Annotated in this window: 24 protein-coding genes; 2 read left to right on the top strand and 22 right to left on the bottom strand. The window is 38.5% G+C overall.

Going from position 1 to position 26483, the window contains the following annotated elements:
* Window positions 1-230 precede the first annotated feature (230 nt).
* The 22 genes from JOC78_RS11350 to JOC78_RS11245 all read right to left on the bottom strand — a co-directional run bounded on the left by JOC78_RS11350 (window position 231) and on the right by JOC78_RS11245 (window position 22430).
* Window positions 231-1901 (bottom strand): flagellinolysin, encoded by a 1671-nt coding sequence (locus tag JOC78_RS11350; RefSeq protein ID WP_204555886.1) that lies wholly within the window; start codon window positions 1899-1901, stop codon window positions 231-233.
* 24 nt (window positions 1902-1925) lie between these two features.
* Complete coding sequence (locus JOC78_RS11345) at window positions 1926-3029, bottom strand: DegT/DnrJ/EryC1/StrS family aminotransferase (protein WP_204555862.1); 1104 nt, start codon at window positions 3027-3029, stop codon at window positions 1926-1928.
* Between the two features lie 5 nt (window positions 3030-3034).
* The gene (locus tag JOC78_RS11340; protein ID WP_204555859.1) at window positions 3035-3625 is read right to left on the bottom strand and encodes an acyltransferase; all 591 of its coding nucleotides are present in this window, start codon (window positions 3623-3625) and stop codon (window positions 3035-3037) included.
* Window positions 3626-3636: 11 nt separating this feature from the next.
* The gene (locus JOC78_RS11335; protein WP_204555857.1) at window positions 3637-4569 is read right to left on the bottom strand and encodes a Gfo/Idh/MocA family protein; all 933 of its coding nucleotides are present in this window, start codon (window positions 4567-4569) and stop codon (window positions 3637-3639) included.
* Window positions 4570-4581: 12 nt separating this feature from the next.
* Complete coding sequence (locus JOC78_RS11330) at window positions 4582-5892, bottom strand: nucleotide sugar dehydrogenase (RefSeq protein ID WP_204555855.1); 1311 nt, start codon at window positions 5890-5892, stop codon at window positions 4582-4584.
* A 21-nt stretch (window positions 5893-5913) separates the two neighbouring features.
* On the bottom strand, window positions 5914-6969 hold the full coding sequence (locus JOC78_RS11325; protein WP_204555849.1) for a UDP-3-O-(3-hydroxymyristoyl)glucosamine N-acyltransferase: 1056 nt from the start codon (window positions 6967-6969) through the stop codon (window positions 5914-5916).
* 25 nt (window positions 6970-6994) lie between these two features.
* The gene (locus JOC78_RS11320; RefSeq protein ID WP_204555846.1) at window positions 6995-7954 is read right to left on the bottom strand and encodes a Gfo/Idh/MocA family protein; all 960 of its coding nucleotides are present in this window, start codon (window positions 7952-7954) and stop codon (window positions 6995-6997) included.
* Between the two features lie 20 nt (window positions 7955-7974).
* Window positions 7975-10341 (bottom strand): glycosyltransferase, encoded by a 2367-nt coding sequence (locus tag JOC78_RS11315; protein WP_204555843.1) that lies wholly within the window; start codon window positions 10339-10341, stop codon window positions 7975-7977.
* Window positions 10331-12268, bottom strand: a complete 1938-nt coding sequence (locus tag JOC78_RS11310; RefSeq protein WP_204555840.1) for a glycosyltransferase family 2 protein — start codon at window positions 12266-12268, stop codon at window positions 10331-10333. Before JOC78_RS11310 ends, JOC78_RS11315 begins: the two co-directional genes overlap by 11 nt.
* Complete coding sequence (locus JOC78_RS11305) at window positions 12261-12590, bottom strand: hypothetical protein (RefSeq protein WP_204555838.1); 330 nt, start codon at window positions 12588-12590, stop codon at window positions 12261-12263. The genes JOC78_RS11310 and JOC78_RS11305 overlap by 8 nt, the downstream gene beginning before the upstream one ends.
* A 65-nt stretch (window positions 12591-12655) precedes the next feature.
* Window positions 12656-13780, bottom strand: a complete 1125-nt coding sequence (locus tag JOC78_RS11300) for a flagellin N-terminal helical domain-containing protein (RefSeq protein ID WP_204555835.1) — start codon at window positions 13778-13780, stop codon at window positions 12656-12658.
* 234 nt (window positions 13781-14014) lie between these two features.
* The gene (gene csrA, locus JOC78_RS11295) at window positions 14015-14242 is read right to left on the bottom strand and encodes a carbon storage regulator CsrA (RefSeq protein ID WP_204555832.1); all 228 of its coding nucleotides are present in this window, start codon (window positions 14240-14242) and stop codon (window positions 14015-14017) included.
* Between the two features lie 4 nt (window positions 14243-14246).
* Window positions 14247-14690, bottom strand: coding sequence for a flagellar assembly protein FliW (fliW, locus tag JOC78_RS11290; protein WP_204555830.1), 444 nt, complete (start codon window positions 14688-14690; stop codon window positions 14247-14249).
* 40 nt (window positions 14691-14730) lie between these two features.
* Window positions 14731-15321 carry a DUF6470 family protein gene (locus tag JOC78_RS11285; protein WP_204555828.1) on the bottom strand — a complete coding sequence of 197 codons (591 nt, stop codon included), beginning with the start codon at window positions 15319-15321 and terminating at the stop codon, window positions 14731-14733.
* 40 nt (window positions 15322-15361) lie between these two features.
* Window positions 15362-16279, bottom strand: a complete 918-nt coding sequence (gene flgL / locus JOC78_RS11280; RefSeq protein ID WP_204555825.1) for a flagellar hook-associated protein FlgL — start codon at window positions 16277-16279, stop codon at window positions 15362-15364.
* A 16-nt stretch (window positions 16280-16295) separates the two neighbouring features.
* On the bottom strand, window positions 16296-17900 hold the full coding sequence (flgK, locus tag JOC78_RS11275; RefSeq protein WP_204555813.1) for a flagellar hook-associated protein FlgK: 1605 nt from the start codon (window positions 17898-17900) through the stop codon (window positions 16296-16298).
* A 112-nt stretch (window positions 17901-18012) separates the two neighbouring features.
* Window positions 18013-18489, bottom strand: coding sequence for a flagellar protein FlgN (locus JOC78_RS11270; protein WP_204555803.1), 477 nt, complete (start codon window positions 18487-18489; stop codon window positions 18013-18015).
* 45 nt (window positions 18490-18534) lie between these two features.
* Complete coding sequence (flgM, locus tag JOC78_RS11265; RefSeq protein ID WP_204555801.1) at window positions 18535-18801, bottom strand: flagellar biosynthesis anti-sigma factor FlgM; 267 nt, start codon at window positions 18799-18801, stop codon at window positions 18535-18537.
* A 160-nt stretch (window positions 18802-18961) separates the two neighbouring features.
* Window positions 18962-19378, bottom strand: coding sequence for a TIGR03826 family flagellar region protein (locus tag JOC78_RS11260; protein ID WP_204555793.1), 417 nt, complete (start codon window positions 19376-19378; stop codon window positions 18962-18964).
* Between the two features lie 76 nt (window positions 19379-19454).
* A complete protein-coding gene (locus JOC78_RS11255; protein WP_204555791.1) occupies window positions 19455-20159 on the bottom strand; it encodes a ComF family protein in 705 nt (234 codons plus the stop codon).
* A complete protein-coding gene (locus JOC78_RS11250; RefSeq protein ID WP_420829934.1) occupies window positions 20156-21511 on the bottom strand; it encodes an ATP-dependent helicase ComFA in 1356 nt (451 codons plus the stop codon). The genes JOC78_RS11255 and JOC78_RS11250 overlap by 4 nt, the downstream gene beginning before the upstream one ends.
* A gap of 67 nt (window positions 21512-21578) precedes the next feature.
* On the bottom strand, window positions 21579-22430 hold the full coding sequence (locus JOC78_RS11245; protein WP_204555786.1) for a DegV family protein: 852 nt from the start codon (window positions 22428-22430) through the stop codon (window positions 21579-21581).
* 325 nt (window positions 22431-22755) lie between these two features.
* Between JOC78_RS11245 and treP the strand changes: the two genes are divergently transcribed.
* Both treP and treC read left to right on the top strand, forming a co-directional pair.
* The gene (treP, locus tag JOC78_RS11240) at window positions 22756-24192 is read left to right on the top strand and encodes a PTS system trehalose-specific EIIBC component (protein ID WP_204555782.1); all 1437 of its coding nucleotides are present in this window, start codon (window positions 22756-22758) and stop codon (window positions 24190-24192) included.
* A 53-nt stretch (window positions 24193-24245) separates the two neighbouring features.
* A complete protein-coding gene (gene treC / locus JOC78_RS11235) occupies window positions 24246-25916 on the top strand; it encodes an alpha,alpha-phosphotrehalase (protein WP_204555776.1) in 1671 nt (556 codons plus the stop codon).
* Window positions 25917-26483: the final 567 nt, after the last annotated feature.

Raw genomic sequence — 26483 nt, 5'->3', positions numbered from 1 at the left:
ACCTCTCCTTCAATAGCCTATTCTAGTCAAATTTTTTATTATTATAATTTATCTTTTATGAATGTTAGTAGATTCACCAGTTAATGAACTCCGTATTTTCCTCGTTCTAAGTTTCTAACTGTTATATCGGTATTGTAGGAATAAACTTAATGGTCAATCGTTAAAAAGAATGATAAAAATAAAAAAGTACAGCATAAGCTGTACAAATTTTTGACTATTTATCCACAGGCCTATCGAAGTAACTGCAATACTCCCTGAGGCTGCTGATTCGCCTGAGCCAGCATCGCTTGAGCTGCTTGCGTTAAAATCGATGACCTTGTTTGATTCATCATTTCTTTTACCATGTCCACATCGCGGATACGGGATTCAGAAGCAGTTACATTTTCCGAAGCATTGTTTAGGTTATTAATGGTGTATTCTAAACGATTTTGCGCCGCACCAAAAGTGCTACGAACAGCCGATATCTTTCCTATAGCTGAATCTAAGATATCAATTGCCTGTTCTGCATTGATTCTATTTGATAAATCAGCAGTTGAAATTGCCAACCCTTCGGAAGTAATATCAACAGTATTTATTTTTAACGTCTGACTTGAATTTGCATCAATATGGAAAACAACCGTTTCCCCTAAATCTGCTTCATCAGGAAAAATTAAATTAAAAGGTGAGCCATTTTCAATTGTTTCATTGTTAGTGATTACACCTTCCCACGAAGTAACGCCCGAGCGAATAGTCCCTTGACCAGATCCAATAGTACCTATAGGGTTGTCAAAGTCAGTGCTACCATCTAAATACGTGTTCACGTCTGCACTCGAGTTAAACCACGCAGCAAAATCAGCTGCTGCTGTTGTAGTATTAGTGAAGTCGGTAACGTTAGAAATCTCAGCCGTACTTACTTGAGTCGTGCCTGCAATAGCTTCGCTGAGTGTATCCCCTGCCTCCAACCGATCAATGATTGCTGACAACCCCCCAGTGGTGGTCTCATGAAGAGTCATTACAGCCGCATAAGCAGAACCATAGTCCCCAGTCCATGTGCTTCCTGTAGGAATAGAAGCACTACTCATTGGTGAGTGGTTATTTAAAAATGGAACGCCACCTTGAATAGCTGTGGCCATACCTTCTATAAACCATGTATCAATTCCGCCATTAAGCGTTTCTGACATCTTGGTAAACTGTAAAGCATGAACCATTTCATGCGCAATTAATGCGTCTACTTGCCCCCAGCCATAATCAGAGGAATTATAAACTTGTTCAACTTTACTCATATTAATGCGTAGGATAAGTGTATTTCCCCCATCATTGGTTCCCATGGAGGCAGCTGCAGGTCCAGCTGGATTTTCATAGAATTCGACCTTCATATCCTTTGGTGTTCCAAAAGTAATATCTAGTCCAAGGTTGGTGCTGATTACACTTAAGGAATCATCAACCCAGTTCGCCAATCGGTCTTTTACTGTAGCCATTAACCCTGCGTTACTTGAAGACAAGGAGCCTTTATTTAATATTTTAATTGTGTTAAATTCAGTATCGTTCGCAACTTTATTAATTTGTTCTTTTATTTGCGACAACTCTTTATTTAGCGCAGATCTATCAAAATCTGTTAAGGTATCATTCGCTGCTTGAACAGCCAATTCTCTTCCTCTTTGTAACATATCATGTACGACTGATGAAGCTCCTTCTGCAGTTTGAATCATTGAAATAGCATCGTTTGCGTTTCTTGAAGCCTGATCCAATCCACGAATTTGCCCTCTCATTTTCTCTGAAATCGCCAACCCTGCAGCATCATCTCCAGCTTTATTAATACGTAAACCGCTAGACAATTTTTCCGAAGATTTCATCAACTGGCTAGAAGCAAAAGCAAGACGATTGTGTGTGTTTAAAGCTGTAAAATTGTGGTTAATTTTCATACCACTCAACTCTCCCTGTTATAATTAAATGAAAAACTCCCTTACAGCACGAATAACTTCTTCCTGACTATCAACTGGCAGCAGCGGCCACATTGGAAGACTTAATACTTCCTCTGCCGCTTTTTCGGCTATTGGGAAGGCCCAGTCTTTCTCTTTATAAACTGGTAATTTATGTAGCGGAACTGGATAATAGATCATTGAACCAATGCCTTTTTCAAATAAATAATTTTTTAATTCGTCCCTTTTACCATTTAGTACCCGAATCGTGTATTGATGGAATACATGTACACGCCCCTTTTTTTCATTAGGCAAAATAATTTCTGGTATTTCACTTAATCCCTTTTGATAACGTTCAGCGACCTCTTTTCTCTTATGGTTCCAATCCTCTATTTTAGGTAGCTTCACACGTAGAATAGCAGCGTGTATTTCATCTAAGCGGGAATTATAACCGAACATTTCATTATGGTATTTCTTTTCAGATCCATGTCCACGAAGCATTCGAATGAATCGAGCTGTCTCCTCGTCATTTGTAGTAATCAGTCCGCCATCACCATATGTACCAAGATTTTTAGTTGGGAAAAATGAAAAACATCCCACATCGCCCATACTTCCTAGCTTATTGCCTTTATATTCTCCTCCAAACCCCTGTGCCACATCTTCTATAATCTTCAAATTGTATTTTTCTGCTATTGCTCTTAACTCATCCATTTCACATGCTTGCCCAAATAAATGAACTGGTAAAATCGCCTTTGTCTCTTCGGTTATCAAGCTTTCTAGATTACTCACGTCAATATTAAAGGTTTTCGGGTCAATGTCAGCCAATATAGGCTCAGCACCTACTAAGTGAATCGCCTCGACAGTCGCAAAAAATGTAAAAGGCGTAGTAATGACCTTGTCTCCATTGCCAATTCCTAATGCACGTAATCCAATAACAAGAGCATCCGTCCCAGAGTTGACTCCAAAAGCAAATTTGACGCCTAAATAATCGGCTGTTTCTTTCTCAAAATTTTTAACATTTTGTCCAAGGATAAATTGCCCGGATTGAAGAACTTTTTGTACTGATTCTAGTACTTCCTGGGATAAGCTTTCTACTTCTGTTGAAGGATCATAAATTGGAATCTTTATCATGATAATTACTCCTTTGTTGTTCTCTCTTGTATCAAGTTATCCACTAATTCATAGCCACGACCACAGTGAGAACAGGTTGATTGAAAACTAACTATTTCTAATCTCTCCCCGCATGCACATACCCAGCCTATGTGTTTTGCCGGTACCCCAGCGACCAACGCATAGTCAGGAAGATCTTTGGTGACAACAGCCCCTGCCGCCACCATGGCACACTCTCCAATTGTTACTCCACATACAATGGTTGCATTTGCTCCAATTGAAGCACCTTTTTTTACTCGTGTCTCTTTATAATCGTCACTGGTATTACGTGGGAAGGCAGAACGCGGTGTTTTTACATTTGTAAACACCATACTTGGACCACAAAATACATCATCTTCTAAAACTACACCCTCGTAAACGGACACATTGTTCTGTATTTTTACGTTATTGCCGATAGCTACTCTATTCGCAACAAACACATTTTGACCAAGACTGCATCGCGCACCAATAACAGCATTCGGCATTATATGGGAATAGTGCCACACCTTTGTATCATTTCCGATTTGTGCACCTTCATCTACATAAGCAGATTTATGAACATATACACTTTTGCTCATATCTTCTCCCCCTACCGTAACGCCTTTTCTAAAATTCTAACGACTGCTGTGCCATTTGCCCCATCCGAAATAGGCTGTTTTCGCTTCTCAATGCATTCTAAAAAATGCTGGCACTCTATTGTAAGCGGCTTGCTTTCTCCGTGAAAAATGATTTTATGACCTTCATCTCGGTTAGATAAATCGCTATGAATACCTTTTTGGTGTAAAGTCACTTTTTGAGAAACTTCATCATAAACAAGCATCCCCATTGTACCAATTACTACTAGTTTCCTAACAACTTCAGGGTAAAGCCATGAAGTATGTAAATGAGCCTTTACTCCATTTTCAAAAGTTAAATGTAAATAAACATCATCTTCAATACTAGGCTGCAATACATTTTGTCCAACACATTGCATCTCAGAAGGCTGTTCACCAATTAAATATAGGAACACAGCTAAATCATGAACACCAAAGCTCCATAGGACATTTTCAACCGAACGAACTCTGCCTAGCTTCAAACGTTGCTGATGTAAACTGACGATTTGACCAATTTCACCCGAGTCTAGAACAGCTTTCATTTTTTGAATCGCAGGTTGATACAATAGGAGATGACCCACCATTAGAATACATTCGTTAAGTTGAGCAATTTTTTCTAAGCTTTCTCCATCCTTGCTAGAAAGAGTCATCGGTTTTTCAATAAATACATCTTTCCCATAAGTTAGACATTCTTTAGCAATCTCGAAATGTGTAGAAGCAGGCGTTGCCACCACCACACCTTGAATGGAAGGATCTTTTTTAACACTTTCAATAGTTGAATAGACGGGGAGACTGGGGTAAGTGCTTTTTATTTCCTCTCGTAAGCTTTCACTTGTTTCTACTATAGCCGCTAATGCACTCAGCTCAAAAAAAGTACGAATTAAATTTTTCCCCCAATTTCCTCCGCCAACGACAGCAATATTTTTCATTGATAGCACCCTCTATAATCGATAAAGTTTATGAGCAACGGGGATCTTTTTCATCGCGTTCCTCGTATCAAAAATCAGCTTGGCATTTTCACCAATCATTTTATAATCAAATTCAGAATGATCTGTCGTAATAACAACGATATCGGCATTAGACAATACGTCTTCTGTCAAAGAAGTGCCTTTATAAGTTTGTCCACGATAAGAAAACTCAGAAATATGCGTATCACTAAATTGAACCTTGGCACCTTTTTTTTCTAGCATACTTATAATATCTAGTACGGGAGATTCACGGAAGTCATCAATATCTTTTTTATAAGCGACGCCTAGCAGAAGGACATTTGAATATTTAATCGGTTTAGCTTCTTCGTTCAACAAATGGCCGATCCGCTCTACAACGAATTCTGGCATGCTATTATTGATTTCACCAGCAATTTCAATCAGCCTTGTATGGTAGTTATACTCTCTGGCTTTCCAAGTCAGGTACCATGGATCAATAGGAATACAATGTCCTCCTAAACCCGGGCCAGGATAAAACGCCATAAATCCATATGGCTTCGTTTTGGCCGCATCGATCACTTCCCAAACATCAATTCCCATCCGATCGCACAAAATTGCCATTTCGTTGGCAAGGGCAATATTGATATTTCGAAATGTATTTTCAAGGATCTTCTCCATCTCTGCTACGGCTGGACTCGAGACTTTATGAACTTGTCCTTCTAACACTTGCTCATACAGCGCTGCTGCAACTTCTGTACATTGAGGAGTAATACCGCCAACCACTTTTGGTGTATTCTTAGTATTGAACTGCTTATTCCCTGGATCTACTCTCTCGGGGGAATAAGCTAGGTAAAAGTCTGTCCCACAGACGAGGCCGGTGCTTTCAAGAATAGGCTTTAACACCTCTTCAGTGGTACCGGGATACGTGGTACTTTCTAGCACTACTAACATACCCGGGTGTAAATACTTTGCAACTTCTTTAGCAGAGTTCTTTACATAGCTGATGTCTGGCTGTTGGTATTCATCTAAGGGAGTAGGCACACAAATGGTTACTACATCTAAATCTGCCATTCGTGAATAATCGGTTGTTGCCTCAATCTTCCCTTCATTAACAAGGGTTAAGAGTTCTATATCTAAGACATCTCCAATGTAGTTAATCCCCTGATTCACTAACTCTACGCGCGACTGTTGTATGTCAAAACCAACAACTTCAAAACCAACCTTTGCCTTTTCAACCGCCAAAGGGAGACCAACATAACCGAGGCCAATAACTCCAATTTTACAATTTTTTAATTGGATGCTTTTTATTCTCTCCAATATATTCATCTCTCCTAATAAACTATCTTTTCAAAACTCAACCCCTCTATTGATTTCTACCTTTTTGCATTTTTTATTGTCAATTTTAACAACAATGCTGTTAATTAATTCATATTCGCTCTCACACTTTGAGCATACAATTGGTTTTTGTGTTATATCTATTTTTGCACGGCAACTACACACATAACCAATATTTCTAGCAGGTGAACCAACAACTAACGAATGCGGGGTTAGAGATTTATTTACCACTGTTCCTGATCCTACAAAACAAAAACTATCAATTTCCAATAATTGATTTATAGTACTATTAATTCCTAAATAAACATTTGATTTTAAGATTGTACTTCCACCTACTATACTTCCTGCAGTTATAATACAATCTGATCCAATTTGAGCTGAATGACCTATGTGGACATGATTATCCAACTTAGTATTAGTTCCAATTAATGTGAACTCACCAAACATACCTTTATCTACACATGAATTAGACCCGATTTCTACATTATCATAAATTTTAACTCCCCCAAAATGCGGAACGACTAGCTTATTCCCTTTGATTTCTTTTACTAAAAAACCATCACCACCTATTACTGTATTAGGCTTAATAATTACATCATTTCCTATAATAGTATTTGGCATAATAACTACATTATCCATGATTGTACAACGATCCCCAATCACTACATTGCTATATATAATTGCTGAAGAGGCTATGCTATTATCTACCCCAAATGAGGATTCAATTTTTTGCCATTTATTTCCATGACCTAACTTTATTAAGATTTCAAAAAATAATGTTTCAGGGTCAGATTTTGTTAATAAGAATGTTTTATTTGATACATCATTTGATTGTATATACTTGTTAAGACGATTTGGTATAATGCAGCATCTTATATCTGATTTAATAAATTTATCAATATATCTTTCATTAAATGCATAGGTTAATTGTTCTTCCGGTCTATCTGTTAATGTATCTAATGAACCTAATTTAGAAATAAATATATCTGAACCCTGTATATTTAAATCTATATTCTCACATAGTTCCGACACTAAGGTTTTTTTAATATATAACTCATTAATTTCCAAGAACCTTACTCCTTTACACAAGCTTCTATTTTAGAGATAAAATTTGTTTTTGAATTTCATTGGCAATGATAATTGCATCCTTAGCAGATTGTATGCCTGGAATAATCTCCTTTTTCTTATTCCATAAACAGTATTCGACAAAAGACATTAATTCGCTAAGCAATGCCTCTTGAGGAGAAACATACACTTTTTCTTCGAGTGATGTTAAAGATATATATTTATACGATTGCTCAAAAGTTTGTTTGTTTATACATACTTCTTTTTTAGTCAAATCACAATCGACATACATGTCGCTACATGTTGCTGCAATTTGCCTTATTCGCTTCTCAGTAACCCTACTTGCAGTCAATCTTGAGAACACACCATTTTCATGTTTCAATAACGCACTAGCAAATCCAATCATGTTACCATCAACAGCGCCATAAGCAGAAATTTCTTTTACCTTACCGTTTAATAAAAGTGCAATATCTATATCATGAATCATTAAATCTACAACTACGTCTACATCAGTTATTCTTTTACTTAATCGATTTGTCCTTGTAAAATCAATGTTAATAACATTTTCACTTGAATCTAATATCTTCTTTAATTCCTGTATTACTGGATTAAAACGTTCAATAAAGCCGACTTGTATAAATAAGTTTTTTCTAAATTTCAATTCTTCTAACTCTAAGGTGTTTTCAATACTATCTGTCAAAGGTTTTTCTACAAATATATAATTCACATAATTACTAGCTAGTTTAACATAATCATAATGTGTATTTGTTGGAGTTGCAATCACAAGGGCATCAATCAACTTTAAATCATCTAATAAGTTTGTAGATAAACGAACTCCATAATTTTCGGTAATTTCTTTTGTGCTTTTGTCAGCTACATCATAAGCAAAAATCACTTCAACTGATTTAAGAGTACATAATACTCTTAAATGGTTTCGGCCCATATTTCCGACCCCAATCAATCCAACTTTAAGATATTTTTTCACCATATACACATTGCCCCTCTAGGCTATTTTTGTAAAAGATAAGGCAGTTTACAAATTTCCATTGGAATTTCATCCTTTAAAATCTCCAAATTATAATTACTATTTAATAGTTGTATAAATTGATCTAGATCTATAGTTTTGAGTAAGTAACCAAAGATAGTGTGAGTAAATTTATTTCCAAAACTATAAATTGTATTTAAAAGGGAACATCTTTTGCGAATTGCATCCAAAAATTCTTCTTTTCCAATAAGCTCCATAGATAAACAATAATACCCAGATATCATGAGTGATAATATATGTAGTAATAATTTTTCTATATTCTGTGTACCACTTAATGTATTTTTAGATACTCGTCTAATGTAAACATAGGAGTCTGAAACCTTGATTTTTCTTTGCGGATTTTTAGAAAGATATCTTACCAGGGCAACAAAATCTTCAGAGACTTTAAAAATCGGGTCTGGAACCGATTCTTTCATAATTTCCGTCAAACAAACGGTACCTGCAATGAATGCAGACATTTCACCAGTGATAGCAAAATGTTTAAGAAGACTTAGAGAATTAATATAATTAAAGTTAGATCTGTCGTAAGATATTTTTAAATCACCATTTTCGTCTAAGTTAACTATATATCTTGGAACTACAAGCGAATAATCTACTCCTACCTTTTCTATCGAATCAATAAATCTATTAGTATCAAAACAGAAAATTAGATCATCATCCCCACTAAACTGAGTGAGCTTTGTCTCAATATTATTAAACGCAGTGTGAAACGTTTTAGCCACGCCATAATTCTGCTGATGGAAAATACCTTTAATAGAATTACTTCTAAAAAAACTTTTTAATATTTCCTGGTTTGACTCCTCGGAAAAATCATCAACTATTATTTTCTTTTGATTACCTAATTTATGTCCTTTTTCAATGTCGGAAATGACAATTTTTGTCCGATTATAAGTAGGTAAAAATAAAGTTAAATTTTCAATGCTTTTGAACTCTACTTTTCTCTTTATCATCCTTTTGAGTTCTTGAATTAGCATCTCCTCATTTTCCCTTTTATTCACACTTGATGGTTCTATATCACTGATCTCTTTTAAAATAAACTTCAGTTTTTTTAACTGTTCTTCCAATGTGAAATTGTTTTCTACGTATTTTCTATACTCTTGTGAATTGTAATCTGAGCTCATAATCGTCTTTACAGCTTCTTCAATTGTATTAAATAAATGTTGTTCCGGCCAAATCTCTTTTGCAAAAGGGAAATTATGAATAACCGGCTTTATACCCCTAGCCATTGCTTCGGCAATTCCATATCCGAAGCTTTCATGTATGCTGGTTGAAATGATATACTCCTTATCTTGCAACCACTCTTCAATATTATCTTGCCATCCATCGAAGATTATATTATTTGCTAATTTTAGTTCATTTACTTGATAGTTCCAATATAATTCAGCGAGCGGTTCTTGAAATTTCCCAGCAATATAAAGTTTATATTTTGGATCCATATCTACCAATTTTTTTATAGTTTGTAATAGTAAAATAGGATTTTTTCTTAAGTGGATGTAACCAATAAAAGCAATATTGTATCCTTTTTTTCTAATCTCAAATGGGAACTTTTTGATATCTACACCATTTTTAAATGTTTCTATTGACACTCTTTGATCTAAGTCGGGAATTACATCTTGTAATAACAACTTCAAATGATCTGTAACAATTAATAATTTATCAACATTTTCCCAGCAAACCTGAATTGGATAGTTTGTAAATACTTCATATCTATGAAGCCTGCATATTATTTTTCTTTTTTTTGCTAATTTATGCTTGCTTCCATATACAATCAGTTCATCACACCACTCAAACCAACAAGTATCCGCCCATTCCATTCCCTGGTCTATTTGATCATAAGATTTAACAAGGATTTTTCTAACTTTATATTCGTCAGACAACCCTTGAATGATATCATCAATAAAATTGTCTAACCCGGGCTTAACAAACACAGCTATCTTGTGTTTCTCTACAAATTTTGGTGACATAGTTTCTATTCTTTTAATAGCTTCTATAGCAGAAACCTTCTCTTTATCATTTAAAGCAAAATGAGCATCCATGTAAAAATCATAAGCTTTCTGATATTCTTTCTTTAATTCATATAAATAAGCAAGATTAAATAAAATATCAGCATTAAAAGGGTATTTATATAAACCGTCAATTAAAAGTAACTCCGCTGTATTCAGATCACCTTTTAATAAATGTAAAATAGCTTTAGTTGCTAAAAGCCATTTCTCATTATTAATAAGAATTTCGTATTTTTCTAAAATATCGGTAGCTTCTTGTATTAATCCTTTATTTATTAATCCTTCTATTTTTTGTTTTAATAATTGTTGCTGGTCTTCAGTTTTCATCAGTATCATTCATCCTTACATTATTTACATTTAGGTTTTTACGGGTTAATTCTCTCAATAAACTAGATAGATAAGGATATTCAACTGCCGCTTCTAAAATATATTTATTATGGCTCTCTATTTTATTGATTTTCAACGCTTTTTTTGCCAAATAAATTAGAGCCAAAAACTTCTCTTCCTTATTTATTAATGTGGTATATGTTAAGCGGATATGGTTAATATTATATAAGTAAGTAATATATTCTTGACCTTTAATAAGATATTTATTAAAAATTTCTATTACACTATCTTTATAATCCGTTGCGTCTTCTTCAACCTCTGATAAAAGAATTACATTTGCTATCGCCATATAGATTCTATTATTCTGAAAATCATTAAAATTAAAGTCCTTATTCAAGCTCTCTATAAAGTGTTCTTTTTTATTTTCTTCATCTATTAACACCTTAACTATTTTCTTTATTGACCCGCTATCAATTTTTTTAAATAAACGATTTAAATAGTTATACTGTATACACAATAATGCAATTTCGACAATTATTTTATCTGGAAATTTCATCAGATCCTGTTTTAATAGTTCTGTTAGTAATTTACTATAGTTACTATTAGTTATACGAATATGATTAACTAAGCCATAATCATCATTAAGAGCAGACAATTTTTTTAGAACTTGCTCCCGATCACCAGTAAACTTCTTTAGTAAATTTTCTAAATAATGTATAAATCCATACCGATTTTTCTCATCAATTGATAAATATAATTCAATCAAATCATCATAATTATTTTCTATTAAAAAGAATTTAGTTAATAATTTTGCTTTTAACCTTTCATTCTCAAGATCATGTAATAAATCTCCAAAATATTTTAGATGATTACTTAATTCTGTTTCTTGATAAATTAAAGAAATCACTCTCTCTAAAGTCCGTTCATATGCAGCTTTGTCGACTGTATACATTTCAACAGCTGTGAAGTTAGATAGATCTAACGTGCCATCATTATATTTAATATAATATTCTATATATTTTCTTACGGTCTCAATTCCCTTTTCATATTCTAATAATGAAAAATAGGAATGTGCCATATAATAATATAAATCAATATATTGTTTGGTATGTGTCAGACCCTCTAGACATACTTCAATGGTTTTTTTGTAATTACTTTTGTTTAGAGCCATACGCGCATATTCCCCAAACACATAATAACGATGTGGTATCAAGCGTTTGTCTTGTTTTTTCATGGAATCATATGCCTTACTAATTTCCTCTAAAGCAATATCCCCTTCACCATGCATCATATAAGATCTGGCTAATTGAAACCTATAGTAAACTTGCTCAGGATTCTTTTCTAACTCTTTTTTGAGCATAGTTGCCGTACGCTCAAATTTCTTTTCCATTAACTGTTTATCTTCATTTATATAACCATAATGCATCAACCAGATATCTTTTACAGTTAATACTGGATGCTGATATCTAGGTTGATTATGAATGGTTCCTTCATAATGAAATTCACCGTCATTTTTAAATAATCTTTCTTGTGTATGATATACATATTTATTTCTTTTTATAGAGAGCAGGTTTTTTTCTTGAATTCTTACGGTTTTAAAATCATTAATCTTTTTACTAAAGATCAATTCAAATAATAAATTTGGAGTTTCTAATTCCTCATCGGCATCAATAATAAAAATCCATTCACCTTTGGCATAAGAGATAGAGATATTTCTCATATCAGAAAAATTACCATTCCATTCATGGAAAAATACACTGTTAGTATATTTTTTCGCAATTTCTACTGTATTATCTCTTGAGCCTGTATCAACAATAATAAGTTCAATAAAACTTTTTTCTAATAATATTTGTAAGCTATCTAAACATCTTTTCAGATTTTTTTCCTCATCTTTGACAATCATGCAAATACTAAGTTTTTTAGTCATTAGTCAAACATCCATCCAAATATTGAAGCAAGGGATTTATTTCATATTGAAGAAGGTCTTTAACAAATAAGTAATCCTTTTCTTCTACTTTATCAAGAAGTAATTCAGCCTTTTCATTAAATACATCCAGTTCAAGCTCGATTATATTATTTTTCGACAAAACCATTATCGCTTCTGTTAACATGGACAAATCCTCCAACCAATAAAGCAGTTTTTCATTATTATTGTTTTCTAAATCAATGGTAACATTATGAATCCTAACAATTAAGTTTTGCACTAATTGTTTTAACGAATTTTTCAACTCAAATAACTGTGTATCCATATATTTCTCCCTTGTAAAAAAAGGCCGACTAATAAAATTAGCCAGCCCTTTTTATTATATTGAAATTAACGAAGTAACTGAAGTACCCCTTGTGGTTGTTGATTTGCTTGAGCAAGCATAGCTTGAGCAGCTTGAGAAAGAATAGAGTTTTTAGTTTGATTCATCATTTCTTTCGCCATATCAACATCACGGATACGAGATTCTGCAGCTGTTAAGTTTTCAGAAGCTGTACCTAAGTTGTTGATTGTGTGCTCTAAACGGTTTTGGAAAGCACCTAGTTTAGAACGCTCAGCAGATACATCTTCAATAGCTTTGTTAATTGCAGAAATTGAAGCTTCGGCAGCTGACGAACTGCTAACATCAATTCCGTCTACGTTAAGTGCAGATGCACTCATATCCTCAATACCCACTCTCATTGTTTGAGAAGAGTTAGCACCAATTTGGAATGTTAAAGAGTCATCTTCTAATTGAGAAACCGCTACACGAGTAGTAAATGTAGCTTCCTCACCAATTGAGCCCGTGCTTAATGTACCAAAGTCGATTGCTGCAGAACCAATAGTAGCCGTTCCTCCTGATGCAACCTCTACGGTTCCTGTTACACCGCTAGCATCAGTATATTCAACCGTAAACGTCCCACCTGATAGATCAGTAATTTTCACATTGTATGTGTTATCTTCAGTAATAGTTGTAATGCCAGCAATACCACTAAATGCAGCACTGCTAGATACTTCATTAAACTCAGCAGATTGGTCTGCTTCTCTCACACCATTTAACTCACCATTCAACAACTTCTTAGTGTTAAACTCAGTTGTGTTAGCGATACGATCAATTTCTTCAATTAACTGATCTACTTCTTTTTGAAGCTCTTTACGGTCAGTGTCAGTGTTTGTATCATTTGAAGATTGAACTGCTAGTTCACGCATACGTTGAAGGATGTCGTGCGTTTCATTTAATGCGCCTTCAGCTGTTTGAATTAGAGAGATACCGTCTTGAGCGTTTTTCGCGCCCATTTCAAGACCGCGAATTTGTCCACGCATTTTTTCAGAAATTGCTAGACCTGCAGCGTCATCTCCAGCACGGTTGATACGTTGACCTGAAGATAATTTCTCCATAGATTTTGATTGAGCACCTGATGCACTGTTCAATTGACGGTGCGTATTAAGAGCTGCGATATTATGATTAATTCTCATTTTAATTTCCTCCTTGAATGTGTCGTTCACATCCTTGTGAACGAATAGTTTTGCAAGGCCTTCTAAGTCGGCCGCCTTATTATTCCTTGCTACACTATTATTATCGGAGGTTGAGGAAACTGTTTAATAGTTTTTATAAACTTTTTTTATTTCTTTTATGTATTTGGCAAAAATGTGAATTGAAATGGAACTAAAAAAAGCATGAAGCTTTTTCAGCTCCATGCCTCGTTGTTCTTATTGATCTTTATTTCCTGTCAACAAACCAAATACATCTTCAACCCCCACCGATGCAGATTGGTTCTCTTCTTGGATCGTTAAATAAACTTCTTTCCGATGAATTTCCACATGCTTTGGTGCGTCAATACCGATCTTAATCTGATCACCTTTAGTACTGATTATCTTAATTTCGATATCATCACCAATTCGAATCGCTTCGCCTGCTTTTCTTGTTAAGACTAGCATTGTCTCACCCCTTTATTTCTTCTGCAGATGGAAATAATAAGTGTCTCGTTTGGTAATCAGTATTGTTTAAGATCACTTGCTTTGCTTGGTTATTCTTAGTATTAACGATGATAGGTGCTTGAAGGTTAACGGTTGTTTGCTGAAATGGGTCTTTAACAGTGAGTATTGTGTATACTTGAACGTCCTCTTCTTTCTCGATTTCAAGTTGTTCAAGAATATTTTCTTCTAGTTGAAAATCATAATTTTTAAAATAAATAAATGGATTGACAATAATAAAGCCAAGACTACTTGTTTTTATTGATTGCAAAACATAAAAAACGCTGTTTTCCTCTAGCTGTAAGATGATAAATTGATTTTCATCCTTAAATCCTGGAATACCCGTTGCAAAATGCCAAATATGAGCTTTTTCAATTATTCTTTCTCCATGATACTTTGTCTGAATGTTCATAGGCTACATTCCTTTTCTTAATATTTACTTAACCAGCTTTTTATATTTCCTGTTCAAAATTGATCCCTTTATATTTCAAATTTGCAAAATCGATCGTTAAAGAATGATATTGTTGTAGTGAAATATTGACTTTCCCTGGCTGGTAGTCATGAACTGCTTTCTTTGGTTTCGTATTGTTAATTGCTTTATTCATTTTCACATCGATATCTACTTTTCCTGGTGTAAATTCGATTTTCACACTATGATGTGATGGAATCCATCCAATGTTAAACTCATACATTGGATCTTCACTGTTGCGTTTGGCTTGTGCTGAGATCGCATCTCCGCCATTTTCAATCATCATAAGTTCGTCGCCATCTTGGGAACTCCTTGAAATACCATCTAGCAAATCTTGATAACCTAACTGTGCTGCTTCCTCTGTACGTTTAAAAACAGATTTCAAGTCGACATCTTCCCTTGCTTTTGTCTGGTCAATCGTCAACTTATATGGCGTTCGCTCAATTGTCATTTCTGCAGGCGGCTGCTGCAGGTCTAACTCCGCTTGCGGCTGCTCTATTGATTGGACTGGCTTTTGAGTGTCTATTTTAATTCTTGCATTTCGAGATTCCAGCCTTATCTGCGCCATCTCCATGTTTATCACCCCATAAAAAAAGCTATCCTCTAGGAATAGCTTATCGTAAAAAGTCCATTAATGTTGGTTGTATGATACGTGAACCTACGCCGAGGGCAGCCCGGTGCACGCTTTCTTGAGTTTTTAAGTCTGTGATTACACGTTCGATGTCAGCATCTTCGTTGTCGGATAGTACCCTTGTTGCCACTACTTCTTGTTGACCGACACGCTCTTCCATTAACTCTATTCGATTGATGCGAGCACCAAGTTCTGCTCTCGCATTGGTTACATTTTTGATATGACTATCCATAGTATCTAGAAATTCGGTAATCTCTTTACCTGCTCCATTCATTAGTGCATCCTCAAGTCTATTAATATCACCAAATAAGCCAGATTGTTTAGAGATATCTGTTGGGTCTGTTGGATCCTTTTCAAAAGAGAAAATCTCTTTTGGATTAACATTTACCTGAACATAAATTCCTTTAGACAATTCAATTTTCACAGGATTGATGTTATCTGACACTGGCTTGACTGCGTTAAGATCAACAGGTTTATTCAAAGTGTCTGTTCCATTAAAGATAAATTTCTCGCCAAATTTCGAATTAGAGATTTCAACCAAGTGCTCTTTTAATTGTCTTACTTCTTGCATGACTGATTCTCTCTGAGAGTCTTCATACGTGTCATTACTCGCTTGAACAACTAACTCTCTCATACGCTGTAATGCTTCAGTTGCCTTATCCAAAGCCGAGTCGGTATTTTCAACCCAGTTATACGCCTCGCCAAAATTTCTTTTAAACTGCTCAACCTCCATTAGATTCGTACGATACGAAACCCCCTTCATTGCTATGACTGGATCGTCAGAAGGTCGGTTAATCTTCTTACCTGTTGCCAGCTGATCTTGGTATTGCCCCATACGATCATAGCTGCTGCTTAAATTGCGGAGCATATTATTTGAAAGCATGGATTGAGTAATTCTCATTTAATATTCACCTGCCTTATCGTCCACCGGTTCCCATACCGTTGATTATTTTATCTAACATTTCATCTACTACTGTAATGTTTCGCGCTGCCGCGTTATAGGCATGTTGGAACTTAATCATATTTGTCATTTCTTCATCTAAAGATACAGAACTTATTGATTGTCTATTTGTCTCAACAGATTGACGAAGAACTTCGCTATTTTTCCCCAGACGTGTGGCTTGCTGTGCATCAACACCCAAACGGCCGATGATCCCTTCATAGAACGACTTAATAGTCCCGTTATTAATAGCACTCAATTGAGTAAGATCAATAGAACCTGCAATACCTTCTAGTTTTTGGGTTGAATTAGTCAAGATAAAACCTTGGATGTTTGCAAGGTTAATAGCATTCGTACCATTCCCATCATTCATCCCTATCACAGAAGCCGCAACTTCCTCCGAAGTAAGCGAGCCTAATTGAATGGTTTTAGCCGCATCCTTATAATTAGCTTTTGAATCAGCAATTCCATCAAAAAACGGCTTTGATTGAGGTTGATCTTGTTCCATACCATATCCAAGGCTATGAACCTCATTAAAAATAGATCCAAACGAATAGGCCATCTTATCAAGGTCATCAAGCATTTGCGGATAGATTCCTTTAGTGTTATTTGCATTGTCTTTGTACCCGTAGGATTCTGCCAACCCTCTTAATCTTCCTTGGGAAAAATTATTTACAGTTATTTCCTCACCGTTCACAGTAAAATGCGTGATAGGATCGTTAGGTTTATCAACAACTCCATCGCCCTCACTATCAGCTGCAACAGGATCCGACTGTAGACCAACTTTATTGAAATTTGCACTATTCACTATTTCAGTGGGTGTAATTCCGTCCGCATGAAACATTGATATTACATATTGGCCTTCTGCAATTTTAAGAGCGTTCCCGCCAGATGGTACTTTATCTACTTTAATGTTAATATGCTGCGATAATTGATCTACTAAACGGTCACGCTCATCGTATAAGTCGTTAGGTAAATAACCATGAGGTTCAATTTCACCGATTTGTTTATTTAGCTTGCTGATTTGTTCTAATAGTGAATTAACTTCTTTAACAGTGACACTTATTTCATTACCAATATCGTCCCTGATTGCTGAGATCGAATCGTGCATATAGTGGAAGGTATCTGCAACAGCCTGTCCTCGTTGAAGAACAACTGTCCTTGCTCCTTCATTTTCAGGATTCACACTTAAGTCTTGAAGAGATTGCCAAAATTGTCCCATGACCTTCGCAAGTCCACTGTCACTTGGCTCATTCATAATATCTTCCATTTTATTAAGAGCCTCTGCTCGTGATTGCCAATAACCCATTTTGTTGTTTTCCCCCTGATACTGTACATCAAGGAAACTCTCTCTCACCCGCTGCACCGAACCAGCCTCAACCCCAGTCCCCATTTGTCCTGGAATCTGCGGTCGGTTCATAGCCGCTGCCGGATACGGTTCGGTTTGCACAAAGTTGACACGCTGGCGAGAAAAGCCTGGCGTGTTAGCGTTGGCGATATTGTGACCCGTTGTATAGAGGGCGCTTTGCTGTGTGTACATGCCGCGCTTGGCGGTTTCTAAACCGTGAAAGGTTGAAGCCATTGTATTCTCCTCGCTTCTTTAAAAGAAGGGGTCAGACCCCTAGCTTTATTTGTTAATAATGATGGTGTTGCTTTTTAGGGGGTCAGACCCCAGGTTTCTGCTTTTTATGAGGTTAAACCCCTTTATCAAACATTGACCGCTTCGCAGGTCTTGCTGATTGCTTCGCCGGGTTGCCGTAGGTTGGCTGTTCAGGCTGCGGCTGGAGCATGTTCATGCTGATGTTGACGAATTGCAGGGATTGGTAGACGAGTTTTTGGTTGAGGTCGTTGCGTTCTTTCAGTTCGGCTGTGATGTCCATTAACTGGTTTCGCAACCCTTCAAGCTTCTCTCGCACTTCTCCGCTTGTCTGATTGATGCATTCAGATAGCGTTGTCTCCGCTCTTCCTGTCCATTCGGCTGTTACCTTCTGCCGCTCACGCTCCATTGTCTGAATCGCCGCGACATATTTTTGCTCGTCCTTGAGCATCTGATCGAGTCCGTTCATGTCGTTTGCTTTAATAATCTCTGTTTTCTTTTCAGCCAGCTCCAATAAAAGCTGGTGCAGACGGTACATTTTATCGAGTACCGTCATCAGTTGATGTTGGGCCATGCTGAATCCCTCTGCTTTCTGCAAGCGGCAAGTGAGCCGCCTCCATTACTTTCCGCGGTAAAAATCCACAATCCCCTTGGCAATTCCTTCAGGGTTCGGCTTATATTCTCCGCTTGAAACTTGCTGCTTCAAGCTTTGAATTTTGTCCTGACGCTCTTTAAGAATTTTTGATGCTCCCTGCATTTCCTTCGCTGCTGAAGAGATCTCCAGCTTGTCGGCTTGCGCTCCGGATGGTTTTTTCGGTCCGTTCACTTTGTTTAATTGCTTTTGGTACGGATTGATTCCGGATACGCCTACATGATTAATTTTCATTGGATATCCCTCGCTTTCGTTCGCCCGTTTTCTTATTAGTATATTCATTATATCGGTGTGATACCGAAAAGTTTTAGCTTCAATTGATAGGTTATTTTTCTTATTTTACCCATATGTTCTTTATAAAACAAAAGGACTGCCCATAGGACAGCCAAATAAATTACTTATCTTTATTATATGCGTGGTAAGTTGCTTGATCATTTAATTTTTTCTTGCGTTCAAATTCTTCTTCTTGTTGAATTCTCTTTAGATCACGCTCGATTTGGTCAACGCATGGCGTACACAGCTTGCCTTTATTAATAATCGCACCGCAGTTATCGCACGGATAACCCATGTTCGGAAAATGTGTCGCATGAAGGCGGCCTTTTTTCATCCATTTATGAATCAATGTTTCATCAACACCTGTCACTTCCACGACTCGTTCAATTGTCGCAGCCCGGTTTTCTCGCTGCTTTAAAAATTTGTACACTGTTTCGTACATGATTTCTTCTTCCTTAGAACATTTTGAACACACATCGCGAAACGCGTTTTTCATATACAGGTCTCCGCAGCGCGGACAATTGACTACCTGTTCCATTTTCATTCCCCCAAAAAATTCATCGTATTCTTATTTTATGAGTCTTATAGACTAAGTGCAATAGCTGGCTCTTTTTTCATCCTCGAGACAGTGTAAACGATCTCACACTGGCAGCTCCCGCCTGCTTCAGCACAAGTGCCGCGTGGCGAATGGTGGAGCCCGTCGTGTATATATCGTCTATAATCAGGATTTTTTTACCCTGAACAGCAAGTTGATCGGCTGGGAGAAATACTTCCGGAAGATGAATACGCTCGGTCCGGGTTTTCTTCGACTGTTTTTCTGTATGCAGCCGCTTGAGTGTATCTGTTACCTCTAATCCAGCACACACCACGAGTGCCTTTGCCTGATTAAAGCCCCGCTCCCACTCTCGCTCTTTGCTTAGCGGAATGACAGTAAGCAGGTCATAATCTTCTGTTTTGATCGCCCGGCGAATCTCATCTGCAAAACAGTGGGCGAGAACGTAGTCCCCTCGATATTTTAATTGGGCGATGAATTCTTTCATCTGACCATTGTAGGTGAAAATAGACTGATTGCCGCTTAACACACTTTTGTATTCGGGGTCTTTTTCCCACTCGGCACAATCCCGACAGCAATCCCCTGCGACATAGGCATCCGGTAACCCATCTAGTGAGCGTGAGCAGATCTGGCAGCGTGTGCCTTCAATTCGCTCAAACCCTTTTAGACAATCGGCACATAAAAGCGGCTCTTCCTCTGCCAGCAAAAACCTTCTCCAATTCATCGATCCCGTCTGTTCATTTCCACAATATAAACAATGGCTCATCCGTCAATCAGCCTCCGCTCCCGGCCTTGCTTGTTCATCCGTTCAATATGTGAAATCGCCTGTAGCATCGCATTCGTGCGGCCAAAGTGAAAAAAGGTAATGTTTCCGTCCGGAAAGTCCGCTTTTCTCCCTGCCCTTCCGGAAATTTGCACGAGCGCACTTTCTGTAAACGTGTCGTCTTCCGCTCCAACAACCGCCACATCGACATTCGTAATTGTCACTCCTCGTTCTAAAATCGTGGTCGTCAGCAACAAAGGCATCTCCTGTTTCCTCATTTGATTGACTTTTTCTTTCCTGTCGGGGTCTTCTGAATGAACGGATTGAATTCGGGGGTCGAGTGTTTGGAAGATCGGCAACGCTTTTTCCATCGTTTCAATGTGCGGGAAAAAGACGAGAACCGGCTTTTTAATCGCAAGTCGCTCACTCACCCATTTTTCCAAAACCGCCGGCAGCTTGCCTTTATCAATCGCTTTCTTCCAGCGGCCAATCCACTGCATTTCAGGAACAGGAAGCGGATGGCGGTGGAATCTCGCGGGAATCGTGACAACATTTCTTTTCCCCGACTGGCATTCCTCTTGCCACTCCAAGCTTGGGGTCGCGGTTAAATAGATGAGAGCAGATGACGGTTTTCGAGATTTTTTAACAGCATAGTGGAGTGTAGGATCAAGCGTGTAAGGGAAGGCATCGACTTCATCGACAACCATGACGTCGAAGGCTTGGTGATAGCGGAACAATTGATGGGTAGTAGTAATAACAAGTGGACTGTATTTGTCGCGGTCGGGACTGCCGCCATACAAAGCAGCGACTTCGAGATGGGGAAAAACTTCTTGAAGACGGGGTGCTAGTTCTAAGACAACATCGGTTCTTGGAGTAGCGAGGCAGACGCGCTGATTGGCTTTTAGCGCAGCGGCTATTCCATGGAACAACACCTCAGTTTTCCCGGCACCGCAGACCGCCCAAACTAGCAGCTCATTTTGACTTTCAATCGCTAAAACCACCGCATCTGAAGCCGCTTGCTGACCATCTGATAACTGGCCTTTCCAATGAAGCTCACCTGCGCTCACAGGATGATCAGGTATAGGCCCCGTCCAGCGTACAAGCTCAGAGCATTCCGCAACTCGCCCCATCATAATACAATTTCGGCAATAGAGGCATTCTTTTTGACAGCGTGAACATGGAAATGAAGCAAATAAATGAACCTGTTGATTGCCGCATCGTTCGCAGCGCGGTTTTTGGTGAGTAAATGTGATGCCAGGGTGAAATGTTAAATGAGGAGAATCTGGAGAAAACGACAAGGAGTCGCGGAGCAGGTCACGTCCGCTGAAGTAAGAAGAATCTATCAAATTATACACATCCTTTCTGTCTCATTTTACCATATAAAAAGACAGAACATGGGTGATGTTCTGCCTTCAATTATTATTATTTAATGCGTTTTTTGCTCCAGCCTAATCCGAACGACCCTTCCCCTAAGTGGGTGCCGACCACTGGACCGAAGTACGTTAAGCGGAAATTCGCCTCAGGAAACTGCGCTTGAAGTTTCTCCATCCATGCTTGCCCTTCTACTTCGCGATTTCCATGGATCACCGTTGCATCCAAGGGCTCCCCTTTTTGATACTCTTCAGCGAATAAATCCTCTACGCGCTTCAACGCTTTCTTGCTTGTGCGGATTTTTTCAAATGGAACGATTTTTTTCTCAGAGAAATGGAGAATTGGCTTAACTTGCAGCAAGCCGCCAATTAACGCCTGCGCACCGCTTAAGCGTCCACCGCGTTTTAAATGGTTCAAGTCGTCCACCATAAAGTACGCTCTGACAGACGGTTGCATGTCAGTTAGCTCAGCCATAATCTCATCCGGACCCTTGCCTTCATTCGCCAGTTCCGCCGCTCTCAGCACATAGAACGCCTGCGGTCCGCAGCTTAATTCCGAGTCAAAGGAACGGACGTCCAATCCTTCTACTAATTCAGCAGCTGACTGTGACGTTTGAAAGGTTCCGCTGATGCCGCTTGATAAGTAAACCCCAACCACCGCATCATATTCCTTCGAAAGTTCCTCATAGAGCTTGACGAATTCCCCGATCGGCGGCTGCGAAGTTGTTGGAAGCTTTTCTTCTGTTCTGACCTTTTCATAAAAAGCTTCTTCTGTAATATCCAGCTCTTCACGGAAAATTTCTTCGCCAAATACGACGCTGAGCGGGATCATATGTATGTTTAACTGGTCGCGCAATTCTTTCGGAAGATAGGCTGTACTATCCGTTACAATTGCCGTTTTCATATTTTTACCTGCCTTTATTATTCAGCCTGAATCTGAACATTTTTTTCTGTTAAAAGATACTCCCCTTATTTTATAAGAAAGACTTTCCTTTTGCACTATTTTTAGCTGAAAAACAAAAAGTACCGAATAATCGACTTTTTTCATGAGTTGTGACAAAAAAATGAAAGCGGTTCACTTATTGATTGACTTCTTGTATATACAGGAATAAAATTAACTTAGATCCTGTATATACAACTATTTTAACAGGATTTCATCTTTCTGTTTCTTTCACACCTTTTTGGGGCAAATTTAAATGTATAGATTAAACGACTAGGAGGGAACGACCATGAGTGTGACAAAAGAGTCGGTTTTGCAGATTATCGATGCAATCGGCGGCAAAGAGAATATTCATACAGCCACCCATTGCGTGACGCGTCTTCGGTTAGTTTTAAACGATGAAAGCTTAGTGGATACAGAGAAGCTCGAAGCAGTGGATATTGTGAAGGGATCCTTCTCAACAAACGGCCAGTACCAAATCGTGATCGGACAAGGCATGGTGGACAAGGCTTACCGGATTTTAGCCGATGAAACCGGCATTCAAGAAGCATCGAAGGAAGATGTAAAGAATGCGGCCAGTGAAAAGCTGAATCCGCTGCAAAAAGCGGTGAAAACTTTAGCTGATATTTTTATCCCGATTTTACCTGCCATCGTTACAGCTGGTTTACTTCTTGGATTAAATAATATTTTAGCTGGTCCTGATATTTTTTATGAAGGGAAATCGTTAATTGATGTGTACCCGCAATGGGCAGATTTAGCGAAAGTCATTAACCTGATTGCGAACACCGCCTTTATCTTCCTTCCTGCATTAATTGGATGGTCAGCCGTTCAGCGGTTCGGCGGCAGTCCGCTCCTTGGGATTGTGCTTGGACTGATTCTCGTTCACCCGGATCTATTAAGTGCCTACGCATACCCGGATGCCAAACTTGCTGGTGAAGTGCCGACTTGGAATTTATTCGGCTTAACGGTTGAATCGATTGGTTACCAAGGCCAAGTGCTTCCTGTATTATTTGCTTCTTATATTTTGGCGAAAATAGAGCAGTTCTTAAACCGTAAAGTGCCTGATTCCATCAAATTGTTAGTTGTGGCGCCTGTGACATTGCTTGTAACCGGCTTCTTAGCATTTATCGCTATTGGACCATTAACGTTCGCACTAGGTAATTTAATTACAGATGGCGTCATTTGGATCTTTGAAAACTTCGGCTGGTTAGGCGGCTTGATCTACGGCGGCTTCTACGCGGTGCTTGTTATTACAGGTATGCATCACACGTTCTTGCCGGTGGATCTGCAGCTGATCGGAAGCTCGTTAAACGGAACGTTCTTGTGGCCAATTCTCGCTCTATCAAATATTGCACAAGGTGCATCTGCCTTCGCGATGTTCGCTCTGACATTTGTTATTCACCGTGATAATGAAAAACTGCGCGGACTAGCCAGTGCATCAGGTATTTCTGCTTGGCTTGGTATTACGGAGCCTGCCCTGTTCGGGGTCAACCTCCGCTACCGCTATCCGTTTATCGCCGCTTTAATTGGTTCAGCGATTGCCGGATTAATTTTAGCCGCAAACACTGTGCTTGCTTCCTCTATTGGAGTCGGTGGTGTGCCGGGCATTCTTTCCATCAAACGTGAATTCTGGGGCATTTTCGGACTTGGCATGGCGATCGTTATTGTCGTTCCATTCGCTCTGACATTTGCCTGGGGATTAATTACACATAAACGAAACAAATAAATCAACCAGGGTGACCTCTACAGTGTCACCCTTCTTTTTTAGGAGGGCTATACATGAAACAACCATGGTGGAAAAAATCTGTCGTCTATCAAATTTATCCGAAGAGCTTTAACGACACGACGGGAAATGGCGTCGGGGACATTAACGGCATTACTGAGAAGTTAGATTATTTAAAAGAGCTCGGCATCGATGTCATCTGGCTGACGCCGATTTATAAATCCCCACAAAACGACAACGGCTATGACATTAGCGATTACTATTCGCTACATGAAGAGTACGGAACGATGGAAGAGTTTGAAAAATTATTAAATGAAGCGCATGACCGCGGCATCAAAATTATTATGGATATTGTCGTGAACCATACGTCAACCGAGCATGAGTGGTTCATCGAATCGCGCAAGTCAAAAGACAATCCATACCGTGATTTTTATATTTGGAAGGACGGCAAAAATGGTGGAGCGCCAACTAACTGGGAGTCCAAATTCGGCGGCAATGCCTGGCAGCTTGACCCTGAGACCGGCCAATACTATCTTCACCTGTTTGACGTCACACAAGCTGATTTGAACTGGAAAAACGAAACCGTTCGCGAAAAAGTCTATGAAATGATTCGCTTCTGGGCGGAAAAAGGCATCGATGGCTTCCGTTTAGACGTGATTAACTTAATTTCGAAAAATCAGGAGTTTCCAGATGAAACCGGTGATGGCGACGGCCGCCGCTTTTACACAGACGGTCCGAAAGTGCATGAGTACATCCATGAAATGAATCAGGAAGTGTTTTCAAAATATGACATGCTGACGGTCGGGGAAATGTCTTCTACGACAATTGACCACTGTATCAAATATTCGAATCCTGAACGCGAAGAATTAAGCATGACGTTCAACTTCCACCATCTAAAGGTTGATTACCCAAACGGTGAAAAATGGGCGCTTGCCGACGTGGATTTTCAGAAGCTGAAGGATATTTTATCCACGTGGCAAGTGGAAATGAACAAAGGCGGCGGCTGGAATGCCCTGTTCTGGTGCAACCACGATCAGCCGCGCGTCGTCTCCCGCTACGGAAATGACGGCGAGTACCATCGGGAGTCCGGCAAAATGCTTGCGACATTGATCCATATGATGCAAGGCACACCTTACATTTACCAAGGCGAAGAATTCGGCATGACGAACCCGAAATTTACATCGATTGATGAGTACCGCGATGTAGAGTCCTTGAATATGTACAATATTTTATTAGAGCAAGGGAAATCAGAAGACGAAGTACTGGAGATTCTGCGTCATAAATCACGCGACAATTCCCGGACGCCTGTTCAGTGGAACAGCGAAGAAAACGCCGGCTTTACGACTGGCACACCGTGGATTTATCCGGCGAAGAATTATACAGAGATTAATGCCGAAGCTGCGCTAGCGGATAAAGATTCCCTGTTTTATCACTATCAAGCACTGATCCGCCTACGCAAAGAATATGACATCATTACGACTGGCCGCTTCGAATTGCTGCTTGCTGACCATCCGGATATCTTCGCTTACATGCGCCACGGCGAAAACGGCGAACAGCTTTTGGTCGTAAACAACTTTTATGAGAAAGAAACGACGTTTGAGCTGCCTGAAGGCGCGGCGGCGAAATCAACAGGCGAAGTGCTGTTATCTAACTACAGCGATTCCCCAACAGACTTCGCTCAGCTGACACTTCGTCCGTATGAGTCGATTGTTTATTTAATTAAATAAGAATGTGAGTGAACCCCCAAGCCGCGAGTGCACGCGGCTTGGGAGTTTTTATATGAGGGTTTGTTTTTAATGAGTAACTGGTTCTTTTCACTGGTTGGAGATTCTTTTCATTCGCTCCCACTTTGTTTTCGCTCCGGCATAATTTCTTTTCTTTCACAGAGGTTTCTTTTCATTCAGGGTTCAGTTCTTTTCATAGAGTATTTTATTTACATTCACACCTCATTTGTTTTCACTCACCGAGTGTTCTTTTCACTTCGTGTGTAGTTCTTTTCATTCGCTCCCACTTTGTTTTCGCTCAGGCACCACTTCTTTTCATTCACGCTTTTGTTTTCAATGAGTAACTGGTTCTTTTCAGTGAGTGAGTGGTTGTATACATTTGGAGCGGTTTCTTTACACTCAGGGCCAGTTCTTTTCATTCCTAGAGGTTTCTTTACATTCAAGGATTCAACATAGACTTGGATATAAAACAGCCTCACCGCGGGGTCTGCTTAAAATGCAAATTTAAGGAGGCGCTGCTATTTTTACAGCAAAGTACAAACGAACCCGAAAAATCCTGAAACAAAAGAA

Origin of the sequence: Bacillus ectoiniformans (assembly GCF_016908875.1) — a bacterium.
Lineage (GTDB): Bacteria > Bacillota > Bacilli > Bacillales > Domibacillaceae > Bacillus_BX > Bacillus_BX ectoiniformans.
The sequence above is the reverse complement of the archived record's forward strand: the minus strand, read 5'-3'. Positions and strand labels throughout refer to the sequence as shown.